This window comes from Heliophilum fasciatum (assembly GCF_004341395.1).
In the GTDB taxonomy this organism is placed as follows: Bacteria; Bacillota; Desulfitobacteriia; order Heliobacteriales; family Heliobacteriaceae; genus Heliophilum; species Heliophilum fasciatum.
Genome location: NZ_SLXT01000009.1, coordinates 66,020 through 86,270, shown reverse-complemented (window position 1 = coordinate 86,270; position 20,251 = coordinate 66,020). Strand labels below are relative to the sequence as shown.

Here is a 20,251-nt window from a genome sequence, read left to right as displayed (position 1 = left end):
CCCCAACAGAACACTTCTCACTTACCCCATACTATGCAGTCCGGGAAAAGTGGTGTTGATTCAATTGGGAAAACTCGGAAACATGCAAATTGGCTTAAAACAAGAGATTCTCCAAACCATAGATAAGCCCCGATACTTCACGAATGCGATGTACTGCTGCCAGCACACCGGGCATAAAGGATTCCCGGTTGATGGAGTCGTGACGAATCACCAGCGTCTGACCGACACTGCCAAAAATCACTTCCTGGTGCGCAACCAAACCAGGTAAACGTACGCTATGAATCCGCATACCTTCAAAAGCGGCTCCGCGAGCACCGTTAATCAATTCTTTTTCTTGGGGATGACCTTGCTGCAGCGCTTGACGTTCTTCTTGGATTAGTTCGGCCGTTTTGATCGCCGTACCAGAAGGCGCATCGAGTTTTTGATCATGATGAAGCTCAATGATCTCCACATGAGGGAAAAATCGCGATGCTTCACGGGCAAAACGCATCATCAACAATGCCCCGATGGCAAAGTTTGGCGCTACCAAACAACTCGTTGCATTCTGTTCGGTCCACAAACGAATCTGGGCTAGTTGTTCTTCACTCAATCCGGTTGTACCGACAACAGCCGCTACTTTATGTTCCAGGGCGATCTGCACATTGCCAAAAACAGCTTGAGGCTGCGTAAAGTCCACCATCACCATGGGATGAGTGGTTTCCATCGTTTGCGCCAGATCCGTCGATAGAGTTACACCACATGCCGGCATACCGGCCAAAATGCCGGCATCCATGCCTTCTCCGGAACGATCCACAGCGGCCACCAGGGATAAGTCAGGATCATTAAGAACAGCTTTCACAACTTCGCGGCCCATGCGTCCATTCGCGCCATTCACCAATACGGTAATTTTAGCCAACTTGGATGACCTCCTGCCTGAAAATAGAAAAGGGCAACCGCGTCGAGTTCAGCGGTTGCCCACGATAACCCAAAGTAACCGTGTACAGATTCCACCGTTCCACAACATAAGTAGCACTCCACAGGGAGAATCCTCTCTGTGACAGATCTGAACATCTTTTGCCCAGACCCAGCAGCAAGGTAGGACGAAACCAAGCCACTTCGGCGATGATCCCTTTTTTTCTGCTTCACAGCCCTTCGCCCGGCTCCACAGAAATACTCTTGATCGACCGCACCTCTACCTCTCCATTGGGATGAGGTATGTATGCAATTTTAACGTGTTGCCCAAAAACTTTACTATAGATATTATCATATACGATAAAATTGCGTCAACGGAAAACTAATAAGGATATCGCTTATAGTTGGGAAAAGTCTCGTCCAGTTCAACGATGACCACTTCCGAACCGATTTTGACGATCGCATCCCAGGGGATCAGCAACGGTTGGCGATCCGACCAAAAGCCGACAACACCACTGCGCGGTGGCAACATGATCGCATCAATTTCGCCACTCACTTCATCAATGATCAAATCAACTTCGCCAACTGTGCCTAGGCGAGCACCGGTAAGGATGTTCACTACTTCTTTACCCACCAGATCACTTAACCGCACTTGCTCGCCCCCTTTTTTACTTGTCGTTGATGTCGATCGATCATCACAGACCTAATTTATGCATTGACTCTAATCGGTTCAGACCAGGATCAGCACTGGCTACCAGCGATAACGTAAAGCGTTCCGGAACCCAAAGCGACCGGGCTACTTGCAATACATCATCCAAGGTGACTTGATAAATTTTCTCAATAATCTCTTCGGGCGGTACATACCGTTGAAAACAGATTTCCCCTTTACCAAGACGAGTCATCCGGGAATTAATACTTTCTAATCCTAAGTACATGCTGCCCTTGATCTGATCTTGCGTTCGTTTTAACTCCCCTGCGGTGATCCCATCGTGACGAATGCGGACCATCTCTTCGATAATTAAGCCAAAGACATCATGAACAAAGGCCGGACTTGTGCCGGCATAGACGCCAAAAAGGCCTACATCGGAAAAGGCGGAATGAAAAGAGTATACGGAATAAGCCATGCCGCGTTCTTCACGAATCTTTTGAAACAACCGCGATGAAGCGCCGCCACCCATGACGTTATTGAGCACATGCAGCGCATAAATGTCCTTGTGCTCATGGGGAAGCCCCGGTGCTCCCAGACAAAGCTGTACTTGCTCCACATCTTTATATTGGAATATCGTCGCACCAGTCACTTCCGGTAATACCCTGGTACACTGCGGTGAGCGGGCAGGCATTCCGGCAAAAGCGTCTCGAATCACCGCCAGCACACGGGATGGATCAACAGCGCCGGCTACGGCCACGACAACACGATCGGCACAATATTCCGTTTCGAGATGGTTTCGAAGCATTTCCGGCGTCATGGCCGTTATTGATTCCACAGACCCCAAGATCGAACGGCCCAGAGAATTGCCGGCCCAGATGGTTTCGGCCAATAAGTCATGGACCACTTCATCCGGTGTATCTTCGTACATCTTGATTTCTTCCAAGATCACCCGGCGCTCGCATTCCATGTCCTCGGCAGCCAAACGTGAGTGAAAAAAGATATCCGTGAGCACATCCATCGCCAGATCAACATGCTCATCGAGGACCTTGGCATGATAACAAGTATATTCTTTGGACGTAAAAGCGTTCAACTGTCCCCCGACAGCTTCCAGTACTTCCGCAATTTCTTTCGCTGATCGCTTGGCCGTTCCTTTAAACAGCAGGTGTTCAATAAAATGGGCAACGCCACTTACTTCGGCCCGTTCATCGCGGGAACCGGTACCGACCCAAATGCCGATCGACACCGATCGCACATGAGGCACTTGTTCAATAATTGCCCGAACACCGTTAGCTAACGTCTCTTTAATGATCAAAAGTCTGCCCCCTATTCCCACAATGCCTACTGCTGGGTCATGAATCATTATCGTAAAGTAATTCGCTTTTTTAAGAGGTAATCCTTTTATCCATCATGTTATTTGTTAAAACCATATTCAAGCAAACGTTGACAGTCACCAAAACGATCATCCGAATGCAAGACAACGGCAATCAGATGCTTATCCCCTTTGGTTGCTGAAGCGACCAAACAAGCACCGGCCGCTTTCGTTGTCCCTGTTTTAATACCATCAGCAAAAGGATAGCTCCAGAGTAATTTATTGGTATTTTTAATTTCCTTTGGCCAACCTTGGCGATGTTCTAACGTAGCATAGCGCTGCTTCACGATCGCCGCAAAGGCTTCTTTACGCATCGCTTCTGCCGATACTACAGCCAAATCGTAGGCACTGGCTACATGGAGGCGATGGGGCAAACCATTGGGATTATAAAAATGGCTGTGCTTGGCACCAAGTAACCGCGCTTTGGTGGTCATCCATAACGCGAAAAATTCTTCGCTGCCGGCAATGTGTTCAGCGATAGCTACACAAGCATCATTACCGGACTTGACCAGCGCACCCGTCAACAAATCACCAAATAACACCCGTTCACCGGGAAAAAGATGAATCGATGCCTCTCCCGTTGTCCCTGCGTGCTGACTGACGATGGTTTCTTCCTCTGGATCGCCCATGTCTACACCGAGAAGCGCTGTGATAATTTTGGTCGTTGACGCTGGAGGGCGAGGAGTCATGGCCGACCGTTCGAATAAAATCCGTCGATCTGCAGCATCGATTAAAATCGCATATTCAGCCGTCACCGACGGGACGGCTGATTGTTTTTTGGCAGTTGCCGGCGTTGCCGGAGCGATCACTGCCAAGGCGTCTGCTTCTGTTGTTGCCATCGCCGAACCAGGCCAAAGCAAAAAACTCAATCCAACACAGGTAAGCACCCAACGAAACGCCATGCCAACACCTCCCGAAGATAATCACGGAGGTTATTATGGCACGGATCAACGTCTTTTATGGTTCCGCTTACTGCATCAATTCGGATAAGGTTACCAACTGCCAGCCTTGCTTTTGACAATACCGAAGTAATTCCGGTAACGTCTCGACAGTGACCTTGGTCGGGTGCATTAAGACGAGTGCACCGGGACCGATTCCTTGTTGCACTCGTCCCATCCACTGTTGCGATGTTGGATTCGTCCAATCGGCCGTATCGACAGTCCAAAGAACCGTTCGAAATCCTTGTTTTTGGGCAACATTCACTACTTTACTGTCATATTCTCCGTAAGGCGGAGCAAACCAGTTCGAACGTTTACCAGTAATCTTCGTCAATTGTTCTTCTGTTTTTTCCAATTCTTCTCGATTAGCTTGTTCACTGATACGCGTCGGATGGGGGTGCGAAAAACCATGGTTGCCAATCTCATGACCGGCAGCATGGATTTTTTGTACCCATTCCGGTTTAGTCTGAGCAAAGCGTCCGGTAATAAAAAAAGTTACTCGCCCTTGATGTTGCTCCAGTAAGGTCAACAACGGCCCAATATATTCCTCTCCCCAATCCACATTGACCATTAAGGCCACCTTCATGACCTTCGGACCGGAACGCAATACTTTTTCTTCTACGGCTTTATCCAATGCCAAGGGAGATGATTCAGGGGCGCTGGCATAACGGCCCTCTCGGCTTGATAACTGAGTAAACTGCTCCTTGATATCTGACCAGGTTGCCGTCAAGGGATAACTGAGCGCCCAAAGGCCCGCCAATGATATTCCCGTCAGTACACCGTAGCGTAGCCACTTGACCCGGATCCAAAATACCTTCATCATTCTTTCCCCCTTGCTTACCTTCATTTTTATGCGCAAGGAGGGAAAAAAATAATAAACCGAGTCACCTCGGTTTATCGAAACCTTTATTAATTTACCGACTATGATTAACTTCTGGGTTGTCGATCGTTACCAGCCGGACGGGCTGGTCGCGGTGTTGCCGTTGTTTCACCGTTACCTTGGGCAGCACGCAGAACTTCACGACGCGAAAGATTAACCCGGCCTTGTTTATCGATCTCCGTTACTTTGACAGTAATTACATCGCCGACATTAACGACGTCTTCCACTTTGGCGACCCGTTCTTCTGCTAATTGACTGATGTGAACAAGGCCTTCCTTACCGGGAAGCACTTCAACAAAAGCGCCAAAATTCATCAGTCGGGTTACGCGGCCTGTATACACCATGCCGACTTCCACTTCCGCCGTAATGCTTTGAATGATCTTGACGGCTTTTTGAGCCGCTTCATCGTCCGTAGCGGCGATAAAAATCCGTCCGTCATCTTCAATATCGATTTTAACACCGGTTTCCGCGATGATTTTGTTAATTACCTTGCCACCGGGTCCGATCACTTCGCGGATTTTATCAGGATCGATCTGCATGGTGATGATCCGCGGTGCGTAAGGTGACATTTCTTTCGCCGGTGCCGGAATCACATCGAGCATTTTATTCAAGATGAACAAGCGGCCTTCCTTAGCTTGGCTCATCGCTTGCTGCAAAATGGCGCGATCGACACCTTTAATCTTGATATCCATTTGGAGTGCCGTGATCCCTTGGGCAGTACCGGCAACTTTAAAGTCCATATCACCCAGGTGGTCTTCCATTCCTTGAATGTCCGAGAGAATCGCATAGTGCTCATCATCTTTGACCAGGCCCATAGCAATCCCGGCAACCGGTGCTTTGATCGGTACGCCAGCATTCATCAGCGAAAGCGTAGAACCGCAAACACTGGCCATCGAACTGGAACCGTTGGATTCCAGCACTTCGGAGACCAAGCGAATCGTATAGGGGAATTGTTCTTCCGAAGGAATCACCGGCAATAACGCCCGCTCTGCCAAGGCACCATGACCGATCTCACGACGGCCCGGTCCACGCATCGGCCGCGTTTCACCGACACTGTACGAAGGGAAATTATAGTGATGAATATAGCGTTTGGATTCTTCCATGCCTAAGCCGTCGAGAATCTGGAGGTCACTGATGGTACCCAGGGTGCAGATATTCAATACCTGGGTTTGGCCCCGTGTGAACAAACCGCTACCGTGGGTACGCGGTAAGATACCTACTTCCACCGTTATCGGTCGGATCTCGGTGAGATCTCGTCCGTCCGGTCGTGCCTTCTCCACAGTGATCATACGTCGCACAATCTTTTTCACAATCGATTCAAGCACTTCACGAATGCTTTTTTCTTGATCGGGAAAGTCCGGCAGCAACGCATCAAGGGTGGCTTGATTGACACGGGAGATATCATCTTGCCGTGCCAGCTTCTCAGGGTTGCGCACAGCAGCTTCCAGTTGTTCCTGGGCAAACTCGCGCACACGGGCAGCCAGTTCTTCATCAACAGCATGGAGCTTGAGTTCCCGTTTTTCTTTACCGGACGTAGCAGCAATGCTTTCCTGGAATTCTACAATCTGACGGATCTGATCATGGCCAAACATGATCGCTTCAATCATTTCATCTTCCGGCACCTCATTCGCACCGGCTTCCACCATCATCACGGCATCTTTGGTCCCAGCCACAACGAGATGCATATCACTCTTCTCGGCTTCTTGGACACTAGGGTTGATGACCAGTTGACCGTCAATCCGCCCCACAATCACACCACCGATCGGCCCTTCAAAAGGAACATCGGAGAGCATTAAGGCTGCCGAAGCACCAATCATCGCGACGATTTCCGGTTGGCAATCTTGATCCACTGAAAGAACGGTCGCTACAACTTGTACGTCATTACGAAATCCTTTGGGGAATAACGGTCGAATCGGTCGATCGATCAATCGTGACGATAAGATCGCTTTCTCTGTAGGACGGCCTTCCCGTTTAATAAATCCTCCGGGAATCTTGCCGACCGCATAAAGTCGTTCTTCATAATCTACCGTTAAAGGAAAAAAGTCGATACCTGGACGGGGCTCCTTGGAAGCTGTCGCCGCTACTAATACAACGGTATCACCATAACGGGCCATCACGGAACCACCAGCTTGCTTGGCCACACGACCTGTCTCAATTGACAATGTGCGACCGCCAATCTCCATCGAAAACGTTTGCACTGTTGCGGTCCTCCTCTCTCTATCGCTACTAAGATTCGACATATAGTTTAGTATTTCCTTCCATGAAAAAAAGAAGTCAGGGAATAAAAAGAAAAAGAACGGGTGAATACCCGCTCTCCTTTTCGGCTTAGTGCCGTAAACCTAATTCAACAATCACCTTACGATATCGCTCGACATCCGATTTTTTCAGATAGTTAAGCAGACCACGACGCTGACCAACCATTTTCAACAGACCACGACGCGAATGATGATCTTTTTTGTTTGCCTTCAGATGCGTCGTCAAATCGTTGATACGTTTCGTCAGGATGGCGATTTGAACTTCCGGCGATCCGGTGTCCCGCTCATGCTGCTGAAACTTGGAGATCAGATCTTGTTTTACATTCTTTTCCAGTGCCATCCTAGTTCACCTCCTTTTTGGTTTGTCTCCCCAAACCCAGCATGCCGCCGGAGGTGTCGGCCACCCGAGCTTGAGGTCCTTATAACCATCAACTATCTTATCACAAACAATTCCATAAGTAAAGGAAAGTTATAGGTAAGTTTATAAGACTTTCAGGGATAACGGTGCCAAATCATCAGTACGAACATGCTGGCGGGCAAGAAAAATATCCTGTTCAATCTGATCAATTAACTGCTCCATACAGCGAAAGCGTTTTTCCGGACGTATGCGCTTGAGCAAGTGTACTGTCAAGGTCTGTCCGTAAAGATCACCAGAAAAATCAGGAATATGGGCTTCAATCGTTTCTACCATCTCTTTGGTAAAGGTCGGTTTCGTTCCGATATTGACAACAGCCATCAAACCGGCCGGTGATAAAGGGCCCCCGTTTACCCAGGCCGTGTAAACACCATGTCCGGGAGTAAATTGTTCCGGTGCTACCTGTAAGTTAGCTGTTGGAAAGCCCATCGTTCTTCCTCGTTGTTCACCAGTAACAACCTTACCTTGAAGGATCGGCGCATAGCCCAGCAGTTCGCCTGCTTGTTCCACTTCCCCTAACGCCATTAATTCACGAATGCGCGTGGAACTGACCGTGACACCCCCAAGGGTTACTTCATCGATCACTTTCACGCGCATATGATGATGCCGTCCCAGTTCCCACAAGCGTTGCGGTGTTCCTTTGCCGCCATGTCCAAAAGAATAGTTAAAACCAACAACGACCAGTTGCGCGCGCAAATGTTTGGCCAAAACGGTATCTACAAATGTTTCTGGCGTCATCTGTGCCAATGAGGTATCAAAAGGAAGTAGCAGGACAAGATCAACACCTAACTGACTGATGAGTGACGCTTTGACCAAGGTCGGTGTTAGCATTTTCGGTGGATTATTAGTACGCATCACGCGTAGCGGGTGAGGATCAAAAGTAGCCACAATTGCCGTTCCATCGTGCCGGCGTGCATCTTTTACCAACTCTTGAATCAAGCGCTGATGGCCAAGATGTACACCGTCAAAATTACCCAGGGCAACATGGACGGACGAGTAATGCTTGTCTAATGGACCGTTGTAGATGATGGTCTTCATACTCCACCCTACCTTGGCATATTCTGCCCTTCATGAAACACTTTACGCGGCTGACCGATCCAGCGCTTCTCTTGATAACTTACCTGGCCCAAGGCGAGCAGTTGTTGATCACGATGGAAGCGAACCCATTGCCCTTCTACCCAATCGCTTTGGGGTAGATATTGACTTAGCCCTTGCTGTAAGGCTGATAGGCGCGTTAAAGGGACTTCCACCGCTTCCAGGTGAGCTAAACTGTCATACATCGAAAGCAGTTGGATCGATGCACCGGCTTCCTGCAAGCACTCCAGGGACAACGCCTCTTCGATTGCAAAAGGTCCGCTTTGCGTGCGAATTAACCAGCCCATGTGAGCGCCACAACCAAGGTACTGACCGATATCATGGAAAAGCGTACGTACATAAGTTCCGGAGGAACAAATTACGTCAAGCACAATTGTTTCCGGCGCTGCTTCATCAAAATCTACAACTGTAATTTCATAAATGGTCACCGGACGTTTCGCACGCTCAACTTCAATGCCCTGGCGAGCGTACTCATAGAGCCGTTTTCCTTGAACCGAGACAGCAGAAACCATCGGTGGCATTTGTTCGATCGGACCGGTAAAAGCTTGGAGAGCGTTGTGTAGTTGTTCTCGACTCAGCATGGGAACTTGCTGAACCACCAGCGGTTGGCCTGTGGAATCTTGACTGGTAGTCGTTACGCCTAGACAAAGCTGTCCCCGGTAGCTTTTGGGTTGTTCGGCAAAAAACTCGACGATCCGTGTGGCCTGCCCCACTGCCACCGGTAACACGCCGGCAGCATCAGGATCTAACGTCCCTAGGTGACCAATTCGTTTTTCACGCAAAAAACGCCGAACACGCATGACAACATCATGAGATGTCATTTGCGGCGGCTTAAGAACATTAACAAGACCACAGAGCGACACAAGGTCACCTTACCTTTCAAGCGGCCCAGGCGTTAAGACCTGTTGAACAGCCGGTACTACAGCAGCTACTGCTGGTTCCAGGCCACCAATAAAAGTACACCCGGCCGCTTTGCGATGACCGCCACCGCCAAACTGCCTTGCCACTGCATTCACATCGGCAGCACCGGTCGACCGCAAACCCACTTTCACATGTTGCGCATCAAGTTGACGAAACAAAATCGCGATTTCCACACCATCAATCGAACGAGGGTAATCGATCAATCCTTCTAGATCTTCTTGAACTGCGCCAAAACGTTCCATATCACTGATACTGACCGATAACCAAGCAATACGGCCATCTGCCGACAATGTCATCGTCGGCAATGCGGCAGCCAAAATGCGTAATGAAGCGAGAGATCGCCGTTCATAAATCTCACTGGTAATCCGGTTAACTTCGGCTCCCCGCTCGCGCAATAAAGCCGCTCTGCGCATCGTCATTGGCGTGGTGTTGGAAAAACGAAAGGATCCTGTATCGGTCACTAAGGATGTGTACAGCGCTGTGGCGATTTGTTCATCAATCGGCCATTGGGCATGTTCAATTAACGTAAGGATCATTTCGCCTGTTGCTGCTGCTGAAGGATCTAACCAATTGATCTGGCCAAAGGCGGTATTGCCCACATGATGGTCGATATTGACTACCTTATCCGCTTTCTCCAACCAAGGTCGTACATTTCCGACACGGCCAAGATCGCCACAATCAACAACAACCACAACATCAAAGGGACCGGCTGGCATGGACTCTGGCCGATAAACCTGCTCCATTCCGGGTAAGAAACGATAGATCCGTGGAACGGCATCATCGCAACAACCAACGGCTTCGATTCCTTGAGCGCCGAATGCTGAAAGCAAAGCGCTCAAAGAACCGAGTGTGTCACCGTCAGGGATCAAATGGGCAACAACCAATACTTTTTTGGCTTCCGTAAGCACCGTCACAATCGAATCAAGCAATTCACTCGGGCCGGTCGTTGTTGTGGTGTTCATGATTCGTCCCTTCGACACTGTGTAACAATTCAGCTATACGAGTTCCCCGTTCAATGGACGGGTCAAAAATAAATACAAGCTCGGGAATATAGCGTGCTGATATGGCTTGGGCCAGTTCTGAACGCAAGAACCCGCTGGCCTGCTTTAAAGCGGCCAGCGAATTTTTACGTTCCTCTTCTTTACCCAGTACACTGACAAACACGTTGGCATGGCGGATGTCCTTAGAGACTTCCACCGCTGTTACCGAAACAAAACCGAGACGCGGGTCTTTCATCTCGTCCCGTAAAAGACGTGCTAACTCGCGCTTGATCTCCTCGGACATCCGAGCCACGCGGTGTCCTGACATGGTTTTTCCTCCCTACTTGATGTGTCGCTCAACTTCTTCGATAATAAATGCTTCGATCGTATCGTTTTCTTTCAAATCATTGAACTTCTCGATGCCAATCCCGCATTCATAGCTTTCGGCCACTTCTTTAACATCATCTTTGAAGCGGCGGAGCGACTCCATTTTGCCTTCGTGAATGACGATACCATCGCGAATTACGCGTACTTCCGCATTGCGTACAATCTTGCCATCGGTGACATAACAGCCGGCAATCACGCCAGCCTTAGGAACTTTGAAGGTTTGTCGCACTTCAGCATGACCGAGGATCTTTTCTTTTTTCTCTGGATCTAACAGTCCCGACATGGCTGCTTTGATGTCATCGAGGGCATCGTAAATCACGCGATAGGTGCGAATATCGACGCTTTGCAGTTCTGCAGCCCGCCGTGTTTGCGCATCAGGCCGTACATTGAAGCCAATGATTAACGCATTAGAAGCGGCCGCTAACATCACATCGGTTTCCGTGATCGCACCAACACCACCGTGCACACAATTGACGCGCACTTCGTCCGTCGACAAGCGCTCCATGGCACCTTTGACCGCTTCTACCGAGCCCTGTACATCAGCTTTGACGATAACATTGAGGTCTTTGATCTGGCCTTCTTTGATTTGTTTGAACAGATCATCCAAGGAAACTTTCGAAGTGCGTTTTTGTTCTTCTTCCTTGCGCTTGTTGATCCGCTCGGCCAGTACTTGTTTGATCAGCTTTTCATCAACAACGGCCGCAAAAGTGTCGCCGGCTTGCGGTACATCAGAAAGCCCCAAAACTTCGACAGGCGTCGAAGGACCGGCTTTGCGTACCCGCCGCCCTTTATCATCGATCATGGCCCGAACTTTACCGGTGCTAAAACCAGCAACGATCAAATCGCCTACTTCCAATGTGCCCCGTTGAACTAAAACGGTTGCCACCGGACCGCGTCCCTTATCAAGCTTAGCTTCGACAACAGTGCCGCGGGCTTCCCGATCAGGGTTAGCTTTTAAGTCTTGAACTTCGGCTACCAGCAAGATCATATCAAGCAACTGCTCAATATTCAGACGAGCCTTGGCTGATACAGGAACAGCGATTGTATCGCCGCCCCACTCTTCGACGACAAGGCCGTGTTCGGTCAGTTCTTGCTTTACTTTGTCAGGATTGGCACCGGGCTTATCGATTTTATTAATAGCAACAACGATCGGTACGCCTGCTGCTTTGGCATGGTTAATCGCTTCGATCGTTTGCGGCATCACCCCGTCATCAGCAGCAACCACCAAGATGGCTACGTCGGTAACTTGGGCACCACGGGCACGCATGGCTGTAAAAGCTTCGTGACCGGGTGTATCAAGGAAGGTGATTTTTTTGTCATCGATTTCAACTTGGTAAGCACCGATGTGCTGGGTAATACCGCCGGCTTCCGACGCCATTACATTGGTTGAACGAATCGCATCGAGCAAGGAGGTTTTACCGTGGTCAACGTGTCCCATGACGGTGACTACAGGCGGACGGTGGATGAGGTGGGCTTCTTCTTCTTCCGGTTCTTCACCCAGAATATCTTCCGCTGTTACCGCTTTTTTGACATCAACGGTAATGCCCCAATCGGCTGCCAAAATGGAGCAGGTATCGCTGTCAATTTCTTGGTTGATGGTGGCCATCACACCGAGGGTCATTAACTTTTTGATAATATCCGTTACGGATTTACCCATAGCTTGTGACAGTTCCAAGACGGTTACCGACTCATCAATTACGATATGTTTCGGCAACTCTTGTTCAAAGTCACGGATTGTTTTCTTACCTTTTCCTTGGTTGCGCGGGTGAATGAGCTTGGCGCCTGGCTTATCGTCATAGCGTGAGCTTTGTTCTTTCGGCCCTTGCATTTTATGGTTAGCATGGCGTTGACGGCCATCTTTCTTCGGCGGCTCAGCGACTTCCGGTGGTTTGGGAATCGCTGTTTTGTTGAGGGGGCGACCACCACCGGGACGACCTGCACCCATCGGTGGACGTGCTCCTGCAGGTCGGGGCGGATAGCCACCTTGACCGGCAGGTCGGGGTCCATAGCCTTGCCCTTCCGGACGCGGTCCACGGGGCGCAAAGCCTTGCCCTTCCGGACGCGGTCCACGGGGCGCAAAGCCTTGGCCTTCCGGACGCGGTCCACGGGGTGCAAAGCCTTGCCCTTCCGGACGCGGTCCACGGGGCGCAAAGCCTTGCCCTTCCGGACGAGGTCCACGGGGCGCAAAGCCTTGCCCTTCCGGACGCGGTCCACGGGGCGCAAAACCCTGCCCTTCCGGACGCGGTCCACGGGGTGCAAAGCCTTGTCCTTCCGGACGAGGTCCACGGGGTCCTTGGCCTTCCGGACGAGGTCCACGAGGCCCTTGGCCCTCCGGACGGGGTCCACGGGGGCCTTGGCCTTCCGGGCGTGGTCCACGGGGCCCTTGGCCCTCCGGACGGGGTCCACGGGGGCCTTGGCCTTCCGGGCGTGGTCCACGGGGCCCTTGGCCCTCCGGACGGGGTCCACGGGAGCCTTGACCCTCTGGGCGGGGTCCCTGACCCTCCGGACGGGGTCCACGGGGCGCAAAGCCTTGCCCTTCCGGACGCGGTCCCTGCGGTCCTTGGCCCTCCGGTCGAGGTCCACGAGGCGCAAAGCCTTGCCCTTCCGGACGCGGTCCCTGCGGTCCTTGACCCTCCGGGCGAGGTCCACGGGGCGCAAAGCCTTGCCCTTCCGGACGCGGTCCACGGGGTCCTTGACCTTCTGCACGGGGTGGACGAGATCCTTCCGGACGAGTTGATGGACCACTTTGGGAACGTGGCGGCCGACCGCCTTCCGGACGTGCCGTCCGGGTAGGCTGGTTATTTACTTCATTAGGGCGAGCAGGCCCTTTTTCTCCGGCTTCGCCAGCAGCTTCATTGCGTTTTTCTACTGAATTATGTTGGATAACTTCATTGGCTGTATTTTCTTTAACAGCTTTTACTTCATTTTGTTTTTCATTTGGCATATCCGTAGGCATGTTGCCTCCATTTTTCTTAAAATAGGGTCGAACCCTTTCAATTTCTTTATCATCAATCGTACTTAATGCGTTATGGATATTAATACCTAAGTCATTAAGCTTGTTTAACAAGGTTTTACTGTCAACATTCATATCTCGGGCTAACTCAAATATTCTTTTTTTGACCATTCTGCCACCCCCGTCAAATCATACTCGTCACTACGAGTCATCCGACAACGCCTTTCGTATCGCCTGGGCAAATCCCTCATCCAGTATCGCCACCGCTGATCGAGCTGACTGCCCCAAAGCAAGGCCGAGAGCGGTTTTTGAGCCAAAACGTTGCACGGGTACTCCGAGATCTTCACACCAGAACTGAAGTTTTTTGCTGATACCCGGTGATGCATCATCGGCAAGGATTAGCAAATGCACCTTGCCTTTCTTTAAGAACGCTTCAACGGTTGCATCTCCCGAAGCGGTTTTCTGGGAACGACGGGCAAAGCCGAGTAGCCCCATGACTTTTTCCGTACTCATGATAACGTACCCAATTGGGTTTTTAAGGTATCATAAATATCCGCTGAAATCGGCTGACGTAACGCTTTTTCTAATCGTTTCGCTTTGGTCGCTTTCAGTAAACATTCTTGATCGAGACATAAGTAAGCGCCGCGCCCTGATTTTTTTCCTGTGGGGTCAATAAGCACTTCGCCTTCCGGCGTTCTGACAACGCGTGTCATCGCTTTTTTTTCTTTCATGACGCCACAACCGACGCACATGCGCTGAGGAATCTTTTTGGGTCGTACCATGCTTATATTCCTCCGCCCTAGGCCCGCTTCGTGGCGATCACATCATTTTCAACGGTGTCATCGTCTTCGTTGAAATCATCATATTCTGATTCGTCATATTCTGCATCATCATAAGCTTCATCGTAGGTTTCATCATATTCTTCATCAGTGTACTGATCATCATATTCGTCATCGTAGGCTTCATCATGTTCTTCATAATTGGCTGCAAACTGATCCGATGGCAAATTCCGGGCTTGACTTTCACTTTTGATATCAATTTTCCAACCGGTCAGTTTGGCCGCCAAGCGTGCGTTCTGTCCTTCTTTACCAATCGCCAGTGACAATTGATAGTCGGGAACTACAACGCGAGCAACTTTTTCCTGCTCATCGATCTGTACGGATGTAACTTTCGCCGGACTCAGCGCATTGGCTACAAAAACAGAAGGATTGGCGCTCCATTTGACAATGTCGATTTTTTCGCCCCGCAATTCACTGACTACAGCTTGCACACGCATTCCTTTAGGACCAACACAAGCACCAACTGGATCGACGGTCTCATCTTTTGAGTACACAGCGATTTTCGAACGAGCGCCGGCTTCCCGCGAAGCCGCTTTCAATTCGACAGTGCCGTTTTGGATTTCCGGAACCTCAAACTCAAACAAGCGTTTCAACAATCCGGGATGAGTACGGGAGATCATGACTTGGGGCCCTTTGTTCGTCTTTTTCACTTCAACAATATAGGCTTTAATCCGATCATTATGGCGGTACTGCTCGCCTGCCATTTGTTCTGCTACACTGAGCAACGCTTCGACTCGGCCAAGATCAACAAAGACATTTTTGGCTTCGATACGCTGCACCGTACCGCTGACAATGTCGCCTTCTTTACTCGAAAACTCTTCGAAAATCATACCCCGTTCAGCTTCGCGGATACGTTGAACGACGACTTGCTTTGCCGTCTGGGCAGCAATCCGACCAAAGGTCTTAGGTGTAACTTCTGTATCGATGATGTCATTCACCTGATAACCGGGATGAATGGCGCGAGATTCTTGCAAGGAAATCTCCATGCGTGGATCAAGCACCTCTTCAACTACAGTTCGACGGGAATAGACTTTTATTTCACCGGTGGTGCGGTCAATTTGAACGCGAACATTTTGGAGCTGGTTGAAGTTCTTTTTATACGCAGAAATTAATGCAGCTTCAATCGCTTCGATAAGTATATCCTTAGATATACCTCGTTCACGTTCGAGGTCCTGGAGAGCCTCCAGAAAATCGACGTTCATGGATTATCCTCCTACTAGGCTTTTGATCGTCTTTAAAATTGAACATATAAGCGCGCTGACGCAACTTGAGCTAAGGGAATTAACAATTCGCCCCCTTTTTGCTCAATCCGGATTCCTTCATCTGTCTTCGCAATCAAGTTACCAATATGCTCTTTGGTGTTCCCAATGGGCACAAATGTAGTGATGCGCACAGCACTGCCTGCAAATCGCTCAAAATCACGATCTTTCTTTAAGGGACGTTCAATCCCCGGCGAGGATACTTCCAGCGAATAGGCTTGGGGAACGGGGTCCTCGCGCTCCAGAATCTCGTCTAACCGCCGGCTCACTTCCTGACAATCATCGAGATCAATGCCTTCCTCTTTATCAACAAATATCCGAAGATACCATGCGCCTCCTTCCTTGAGCCACTCTACATCAACCAATTCCAAGCCTAACTCATCGAGGATTGGTTGAAGCCATTCGCTCACTTGCTGCTCAATATTGATCTTACCTGCCAACTAACGACCCTCCTCAATCTGTTGCTCACTTCATCATGGCCAATCATTCTTCCCGCGATTGACGCGCTTGAGCTTCAACGTGACTTCTGATTAGTTTATCCATATCGGTAAAGGCTATGTTGGGCGATGAAGAGATACCGTAACAAATGGAAAGAGTGGGTTAGACCCACTCCTTCAAAGCAACAGCATGAATAACACTTCAAGCACCGGACAGGAAGCCAAATCCCTACAAATAGTCAGGTTATACACCAAAACTAGTATAGCACGCCAATTCATCCAATGCAAGGTCAGAACAAGCAGATTTGATCAGTAAGGCACAATCCTTCTAAGGCACCGTGTTTTTCGAGCGCTTCGATCACAGTTTTACTGCTACGACTGCGAATACGTAAATCTTCAATCGAAATAACCGGTGCTTCATCCCGTGCTTGCATGATATTTTGGGCCGCCGCCACACCTACTCCAGGCAATCCCCCGAGAGGCGGTCGCAAACCATTGCCTTCAATCAGAAACTTGCTTGCATGGGAGCGCTGCAGATCAACACGATGCATTTGAAAACCGCGCTCATACATCTCCAGGGCCATCTCTAAGATGGTCAGCATCGTTTTCTCTTTCGTCGATGCTTCGTTGCCTTTACGATCAATGTCTTCAATTAATCGGCGTACATGCGATGCACCACCACAGATTAAGTCGGCATCAAACTCGTCAGCTCGGACAGTAAAGAAGGAAGCGTAAAAGGCTAAGGGGTAGTAAACCTTGAAATAAGCAATACGAAAAGCCATCGTCACATAGGCCACTGCGTGAGCTTTAGGAAACATGTATTTGATTTTTTTACAAGAATCAATATACCAATCAGGTACTTTATGTTCACGCATTAACGCTTCATCGTCAGGCTTTACGCCCTTGCCCTTACGGACACCTTCCATGATCGAGAAAGCTTTTTTGGGAGGTAAACCCTGATAGATCAAATACACCATGATGTCGTCCCGTGTCGAGATGGCGTCATTAACACGGCAGATCTTATTGCGAATCAGATCCTGAGCATTATTTAGCCATACATCGGTACCATGGGAAAAACCAGAGATCCGCACCAATTCCGAAAACGTCTTGGGCTTAGTATCCTCCAGCATCTGGCGAACAAATTTCGTGCCAAATTCGGGGATGCCGTAGGTGCCTGTATTGGAACGAATCTGTTCCGGTGTTACACCTAATGCCTCTGTTGATGAAAACAAAGACATGGTTTTGGATTCATCCAAGGGAATCTGCTTGGCATCAACACCGGTAAGGTCTTCGAGCATGCGAATCACCGTGGGATCGTCATGACCGAGAATATCCAGCTTAACCAGGCGGCTGGAGATCGAGTGGTAATCAAAGTGCGTCGTGATCGTATCGGACTTAGTATCATCAGCAGGGCGTTGTAACGGCGTAAAGTTATGAATGTCTTCATCACGCGGCACAACCATCAAACCGCCAGGGTGCTGACCGGTTGTACGCTTGACACCGGAACAACCGGAAACTAACCGTGATAACTCAGCACTGCGGACTTTATGTTTCTTTTCATCGACATAATTTTTGACAAAACCAAAGGCAGTACGCTCAGCAATCGTCGAAATTGTACCAGCCCGGAAAACATAGTCCTTGCCAAAGAGCTCTTCTGTGTATTTGTGAGCACGCGGTTGATAATCGCCAGAGAAGTTTAAATCAATGTCCGGTACTTTATCGCCTTCAAAACCCAAGAAAGTTTCAAAAGGAATATCGTGGCCGTCTTTGATCAACGGTTTGCCGCAGGTCGGACAATCGCGATCGGGTAAATCGGCACCACAAGCATAAGAACCATCCATGATAAAGTCACTGTACAAGCAATGCATGCAACGATAGTGCGGCGGCAAGGGATTGACTTCCGTAATTCCTGTAAAAGTCGCTACTAAGGAAGAACCGACGGAACCACGAGAACCAACGAGGTAGCCATCGTCATTCGACTTTTTAACCAATTTATGAGCAATCAAATACAACACAGAAAAACCATGAGTGATGATCGAATTCAGTTCTTTATCCAAGCGCTTGCGTACCGGTTCCGGTAAGGTGGCTCCATAAAGTTCAGCCGCTTTATTTTCCGACATCTCGCGGATTTGTTCTTCAGCACCGTCAATAATCGGCGGGTACAGTTCATCGGGAATCGGCTTAATCACTTCGACTTGGTCTGCTACCCAAGCGGGACCGTCGATAACCACTTGTTTGGCCCGCTCCGGATTCAGATAAGCAAACTCCTCGAGCATTTCCTCAGTGGTGCGAAAATAAAGAGGTGGTTGATCTTCTGCATCCGCAAATCCTTTCCCAGCCATCAAAATACGTCGGAATACTTCATCCTTAGCATCCATGAAATGGACGTCCCCAGTCGCACAAACTGGTTTTTGTAATGTTGCGCCTAATTCGACAATGCGCTGGTTCAAACAGCGTAACCCTTGCTCATCCGTCACTTGCCCATTACGAACCAAAAACTGGTTATTGCCGATCGGTTGAATTTCCAGGTAGTCATAAAACGAAGCAATCGCCGCCAGCTCATCAGGCGTTTTTTCCTGCAGCAATGCTTGAAAAACTTCACCGGCTTCACAAGCGCTACCGATAATTAACCCTTCACGGTATTGCTCGATCAACGCACGGGGCATGCGCGGTCGACGATGAAAATAATCCAAATGAGAATGAGTGATCAATTTATAAAGGTTTTTCAGTCCCGTCATGTTTTTAACGAGCAAGATAATGTGGTAGGACTTAAACTTTACACCAGCTTGCGGCGGTTCTTCGACAAGGTAACCTTCCACACCATAGATGATCTTGATCTTGTGCTTCTGCCCAGCTTCGTAGGCTTCGGGAAACGATTGCACTACGCCATGATCGGTAATCGCTACAGCTGCATGGCCCCAAGCAGCGGCACGTGCTACCAGTTCCCCCGTGGAAACAACAGCATCCATCGTACTCATCTTAGTATGGGCATGAAGCTCAATGCGCTTCTGCTCCGCCTGATCCATGCGGCCAATCACCGGCTGCGCCGGGACAATATCGCGAGCTAACACCGTTAACTCTTGCGAATACTTATCCATTTGCACGCTGCCGCGTACCTTAACCCAAGCATTTTTCTTCAAGCGGCCATCAGCTAAAAGATCTTCTTTTTCCCCTTCAAAGACTTTGACCGCAATCGAATTCGTCTCATCGGTGACAGCAAAAGTGATCAAGCGGCGTCCGGATTTCATCTCACGCGTATCCAAGTCAAAAACGCGCCCTTGAATGATCACGCTACGCTCTTCATCTTCGATGGTGCTAATGGCTACGGCCCCATCATTGATGGCCTTACCGTAAATCGGCCCATTCGCCGGTACCGGTTTAGCTTCATTCTTAGCGGTAGCTTCCGTTGGCAATGGGCAAACCTGAGCCAAGAGACGTTTTTCCTCTTGTTGCCGGGCTTCAAAATATTCGGTATCGTCGGCAACTTGCACTTCTTCCAGGCAAATATCGATGGTACGTCCAAAGGTCTGCTGAGCAAAGCGAACTAATTCGGGAATACACTGGCGAGAGCGCAAAAAATCAGCTTGCGCCGGAGGAAGCGCCAAGATGATCTTTTGATCTTTGATTTGTCGCTTTGTGCCGAGCAAGGTCGTCCGGACAAAAGGATTGCTTTCTTTGACGGCTGTACAAACCCAGCATTCCCAATAAGGACCAATCAAGGATTCCAAGTTATCTACGGTACAGTGCATAACCAAAAACACATTCGATAATGCCGGAACATGCGAGCGAATGCATGTCTCCAGTTGCTGTAACGCTTTTTCTGTCCATGGTTGGGCTGCTTGTACATGAACTTGCCAAGCAACTTGACGACGCAAGACTACGACCTGTACGACCTTCAGGTCGTTTCTGAGAAGCGGTACCTCTTGCGGTGACTGTGCGGAACGGTCACAAACCAAACCACTCATGCTTTTCCTCCATCTTCC

The 20,251-nt window shown here is 49.5% G+C and carries 17 protein-coding genes and 1 riboswitch; all 17 genes read right to left on the bottom strand.

Annotated features, from left to right (window positions below):
* Window positions 1–94: 94 nt before the first annotated feature.
* Window positions 95–895, bottom strand: a complete 801-nt coding sequence (gene dapB / locus EDD73_RS06715) for a 4-hydroxy-tetrahydrodipicolinate reductase (protein WP_207668827.1) — start codon at window positions 893–895, stop codon at window positions 95–97.
* A 103-nt stretch (window positions 896–998) separates the two neighbouring features.
* Window positions 999–1,182: riboswitch (Lysine riboswitch) on the bottom strand.
* Between the two features lie 91 nt (window positions 1,183–1,273).
* Window positions 1,274–1,543, bottom strand: coding sequence for a YlmC/YmxH family sporulation protein (locus EDD73_RS06710; RefSeq protein ID WP_131919013.1), 270 nt, complete (start codon window positions 1,541–1,543; stop codon window positions 1,274–1,276).
* A gap of 43 nt (window positions 1,544–1,586) precedes the next feature.
* Window positions 1,587–2,852 (bottom strand): M16 family metallopeptidase, encoded by a 1,266-nt coding sequence (locus EDD73_RS06705; protein WP_131919012.1) that lies wholly within the window; start codon window positions 2,850–2,852, stop codon window positions 1,587–1,589.
* Window positions 2,853–2,950: 98 nt separating this feature from the next.
* Window positions 2,951–3,811, bottom strand: a complete 861-nt coding sequence (locus tag EDD73_RS06700; protein WP_131919011.1) for a D-alanyl-D-alanine carboxypeptidase family protein — start codon at window positions 3,809–3,811, stop codon at window positions 2,951–2,953.
* A gap of 67 nt (window positions 3,812–3,878) precedes the next feature.
* Window positions 3,879–4,667 carry a polysaccharide deacetylase family protein gene (locus EDD73_RS06695; RefSeq protein WP_165876356.1) on the bottom strand — a complete coding sequence of 263 codons (789 nt, stop codon included), beginning with the start codon at window positions 4,665–4,667 and terminating at the stop codon, window positions 3,879–3,881.
* A 107-nt stretch (window positions 4,668–4,774) separates the two neighbouring features.
* Window positions 4,775–6,967: a polyribonucleotide nucleotidyltransferase gene (locus EDD73_RS06690; protein WP_131919009.1), complete on the bottom strand. Its 2,193-nt coding sequence runs from the start codon at window positions 6,965–6,967 to the stop codon at window positions 4,775–4,777.
* Window positions 6,968–7,052: 85 nt separating this feature from the next.
* Complete coding sequence (rpsO, locus tag EDD73_RS06685) at window positions 7,053–7,316, bottom strand: 30S ribosomal protein S15 (protein ID WP_207668830.1); 264 nt, start codon at window positions 7,314–7,316, stop codon at window positions 7,053–7,055.
* A gap of 147 nt (window positions 7,317–7,463) precedes the next feature.
* Window positions 7,464–8,435 (bottom strand): bifunctional riboflavin kinase/FAD synthetase, encoded by a 972-nt coding sequence (locus EDD73_RS06680; RefSeq protein WP_131919007.1) that lies wholly within the window; start codon window positions 8,433–8,435, stop codon window positions 7,464–7,466.
* An 8-nt stretch (window positions 8,436–8,443) separates the two neighbouring features.
* Window positions 8,444–9,292: a tRNA pseudouridine(55) synthase TruB gene (truB, locus tag EDD73_RS06675; protein ID WP_243116821.1), complete on the bottom strand. Its 849-nt coding sequence runs from the start codon at window positions 9,290–9,292 to the stop codon at window positions 8,444–8,446.
* Window positions 9,293–9,364: 72 nt separating this feature from the next.
* Window positions 9,365–10,375 (bottom strand): DHH family phosphoesterase, encoded by a 1,011-nt coding sequence (locus tag EDD73_RS06670; protein WP_131919005.1) that lies wholly within the window; start codon window positions 10,373–10,375, stop codon window positions 9,365–9,367.
* Window positions 10,344–10,721, bottom strand: coding sequence for a 30S ribosome-binding factor RbfA (rbfA, locus tag EDD73_RS06665; protein WP_131919004.1), 378 nt, complete (start codon window positions 10,719–10,721; stop codon window positions 10,344–10,346). Before rbfA ends, EDD73_RS06670 begins: the two co-directional genes overlap by 32 nt.
* Before the next feature lie 12 nt (window positions 10,722–10,733).
* Entirely contained in the window at window positions 10,734–13,904 is a 3,171-nt protein-coding gene (infB, locus tag EDD73_RS06660; protein WP_131919003.1) for a translation initiation factor IF-2, read from the bottom strand.
* A gap of 30 nt (window positions 13,905–13,934) precedes the next feature.
* Complete coding sequence (locus tag EDD73_RS06655) at window positions 13,935–14,246, bottom strand: L7Ae/L30e/S12e/Gadd45 family ribosomal protein (RefSeq protein ID WP_131919002.1); 312 nt, start codon at window positions 14,244–14,246, stop codon at window positions 13,935–13,937.
* Window positions 14,243–14,515, bottom strand: a complete 273-nt coding sequence (gene rnpM / locus EDD73_RS06650; RefSeq protein WP_131919001.1) for an RNase P modulator RnpM — start codon at window positions 14,513–14,515, stop codon at window positions 14,243–14,245. The genes EDD73_RS06655 and rnpM overlap by 4 nt, the downstream gene beginning before the upstream one ends.
* A gap of 17 nt (window positions 14,516–14,532) precedes the next feature.
* The gene (nusA, locus tag EDD73_RS06645; protein WP_131919000.1) at window positions 14,533–15,774 is read right to left on the bottom strand and encodes a transcription termination factor NusA; all 1,242 of its coding nucleotides are present in this window, start codon (window positions 15,772–15,774) and stop codon (window positions 14,533–14,535) included.
* A gap of 32 nt (window positions 15,775–15,806) precedes the next feature.
* Window positions 15,807–16,271: a ribosome maturation factor RimP gene (locus tag EDD73_RS06640; RefSeq protein ID WP_131918999.1), complete on the bottom strand. Its 465-nt coding sequence runs from the start codon at window positions 16,269–16,271 to the stop codon at window positions 15,807–15,809.
* A gap of 287 nt (window positions 16,272–16,558) precedes the next feature.
* Window positions 16,559–20,233, bottom strand: a complete 3,675-nt coding sequence (locus EDD73_RS06635; RefSeq protein ID WP_131918998.1) for a PolC-type DNA polymerase III — start codon at window positions 20,231–20,233, stop codon at window positions 16,559–16,561.
* Window positions 20,234–20,251 lie beyond the last annotated feature (18 nt).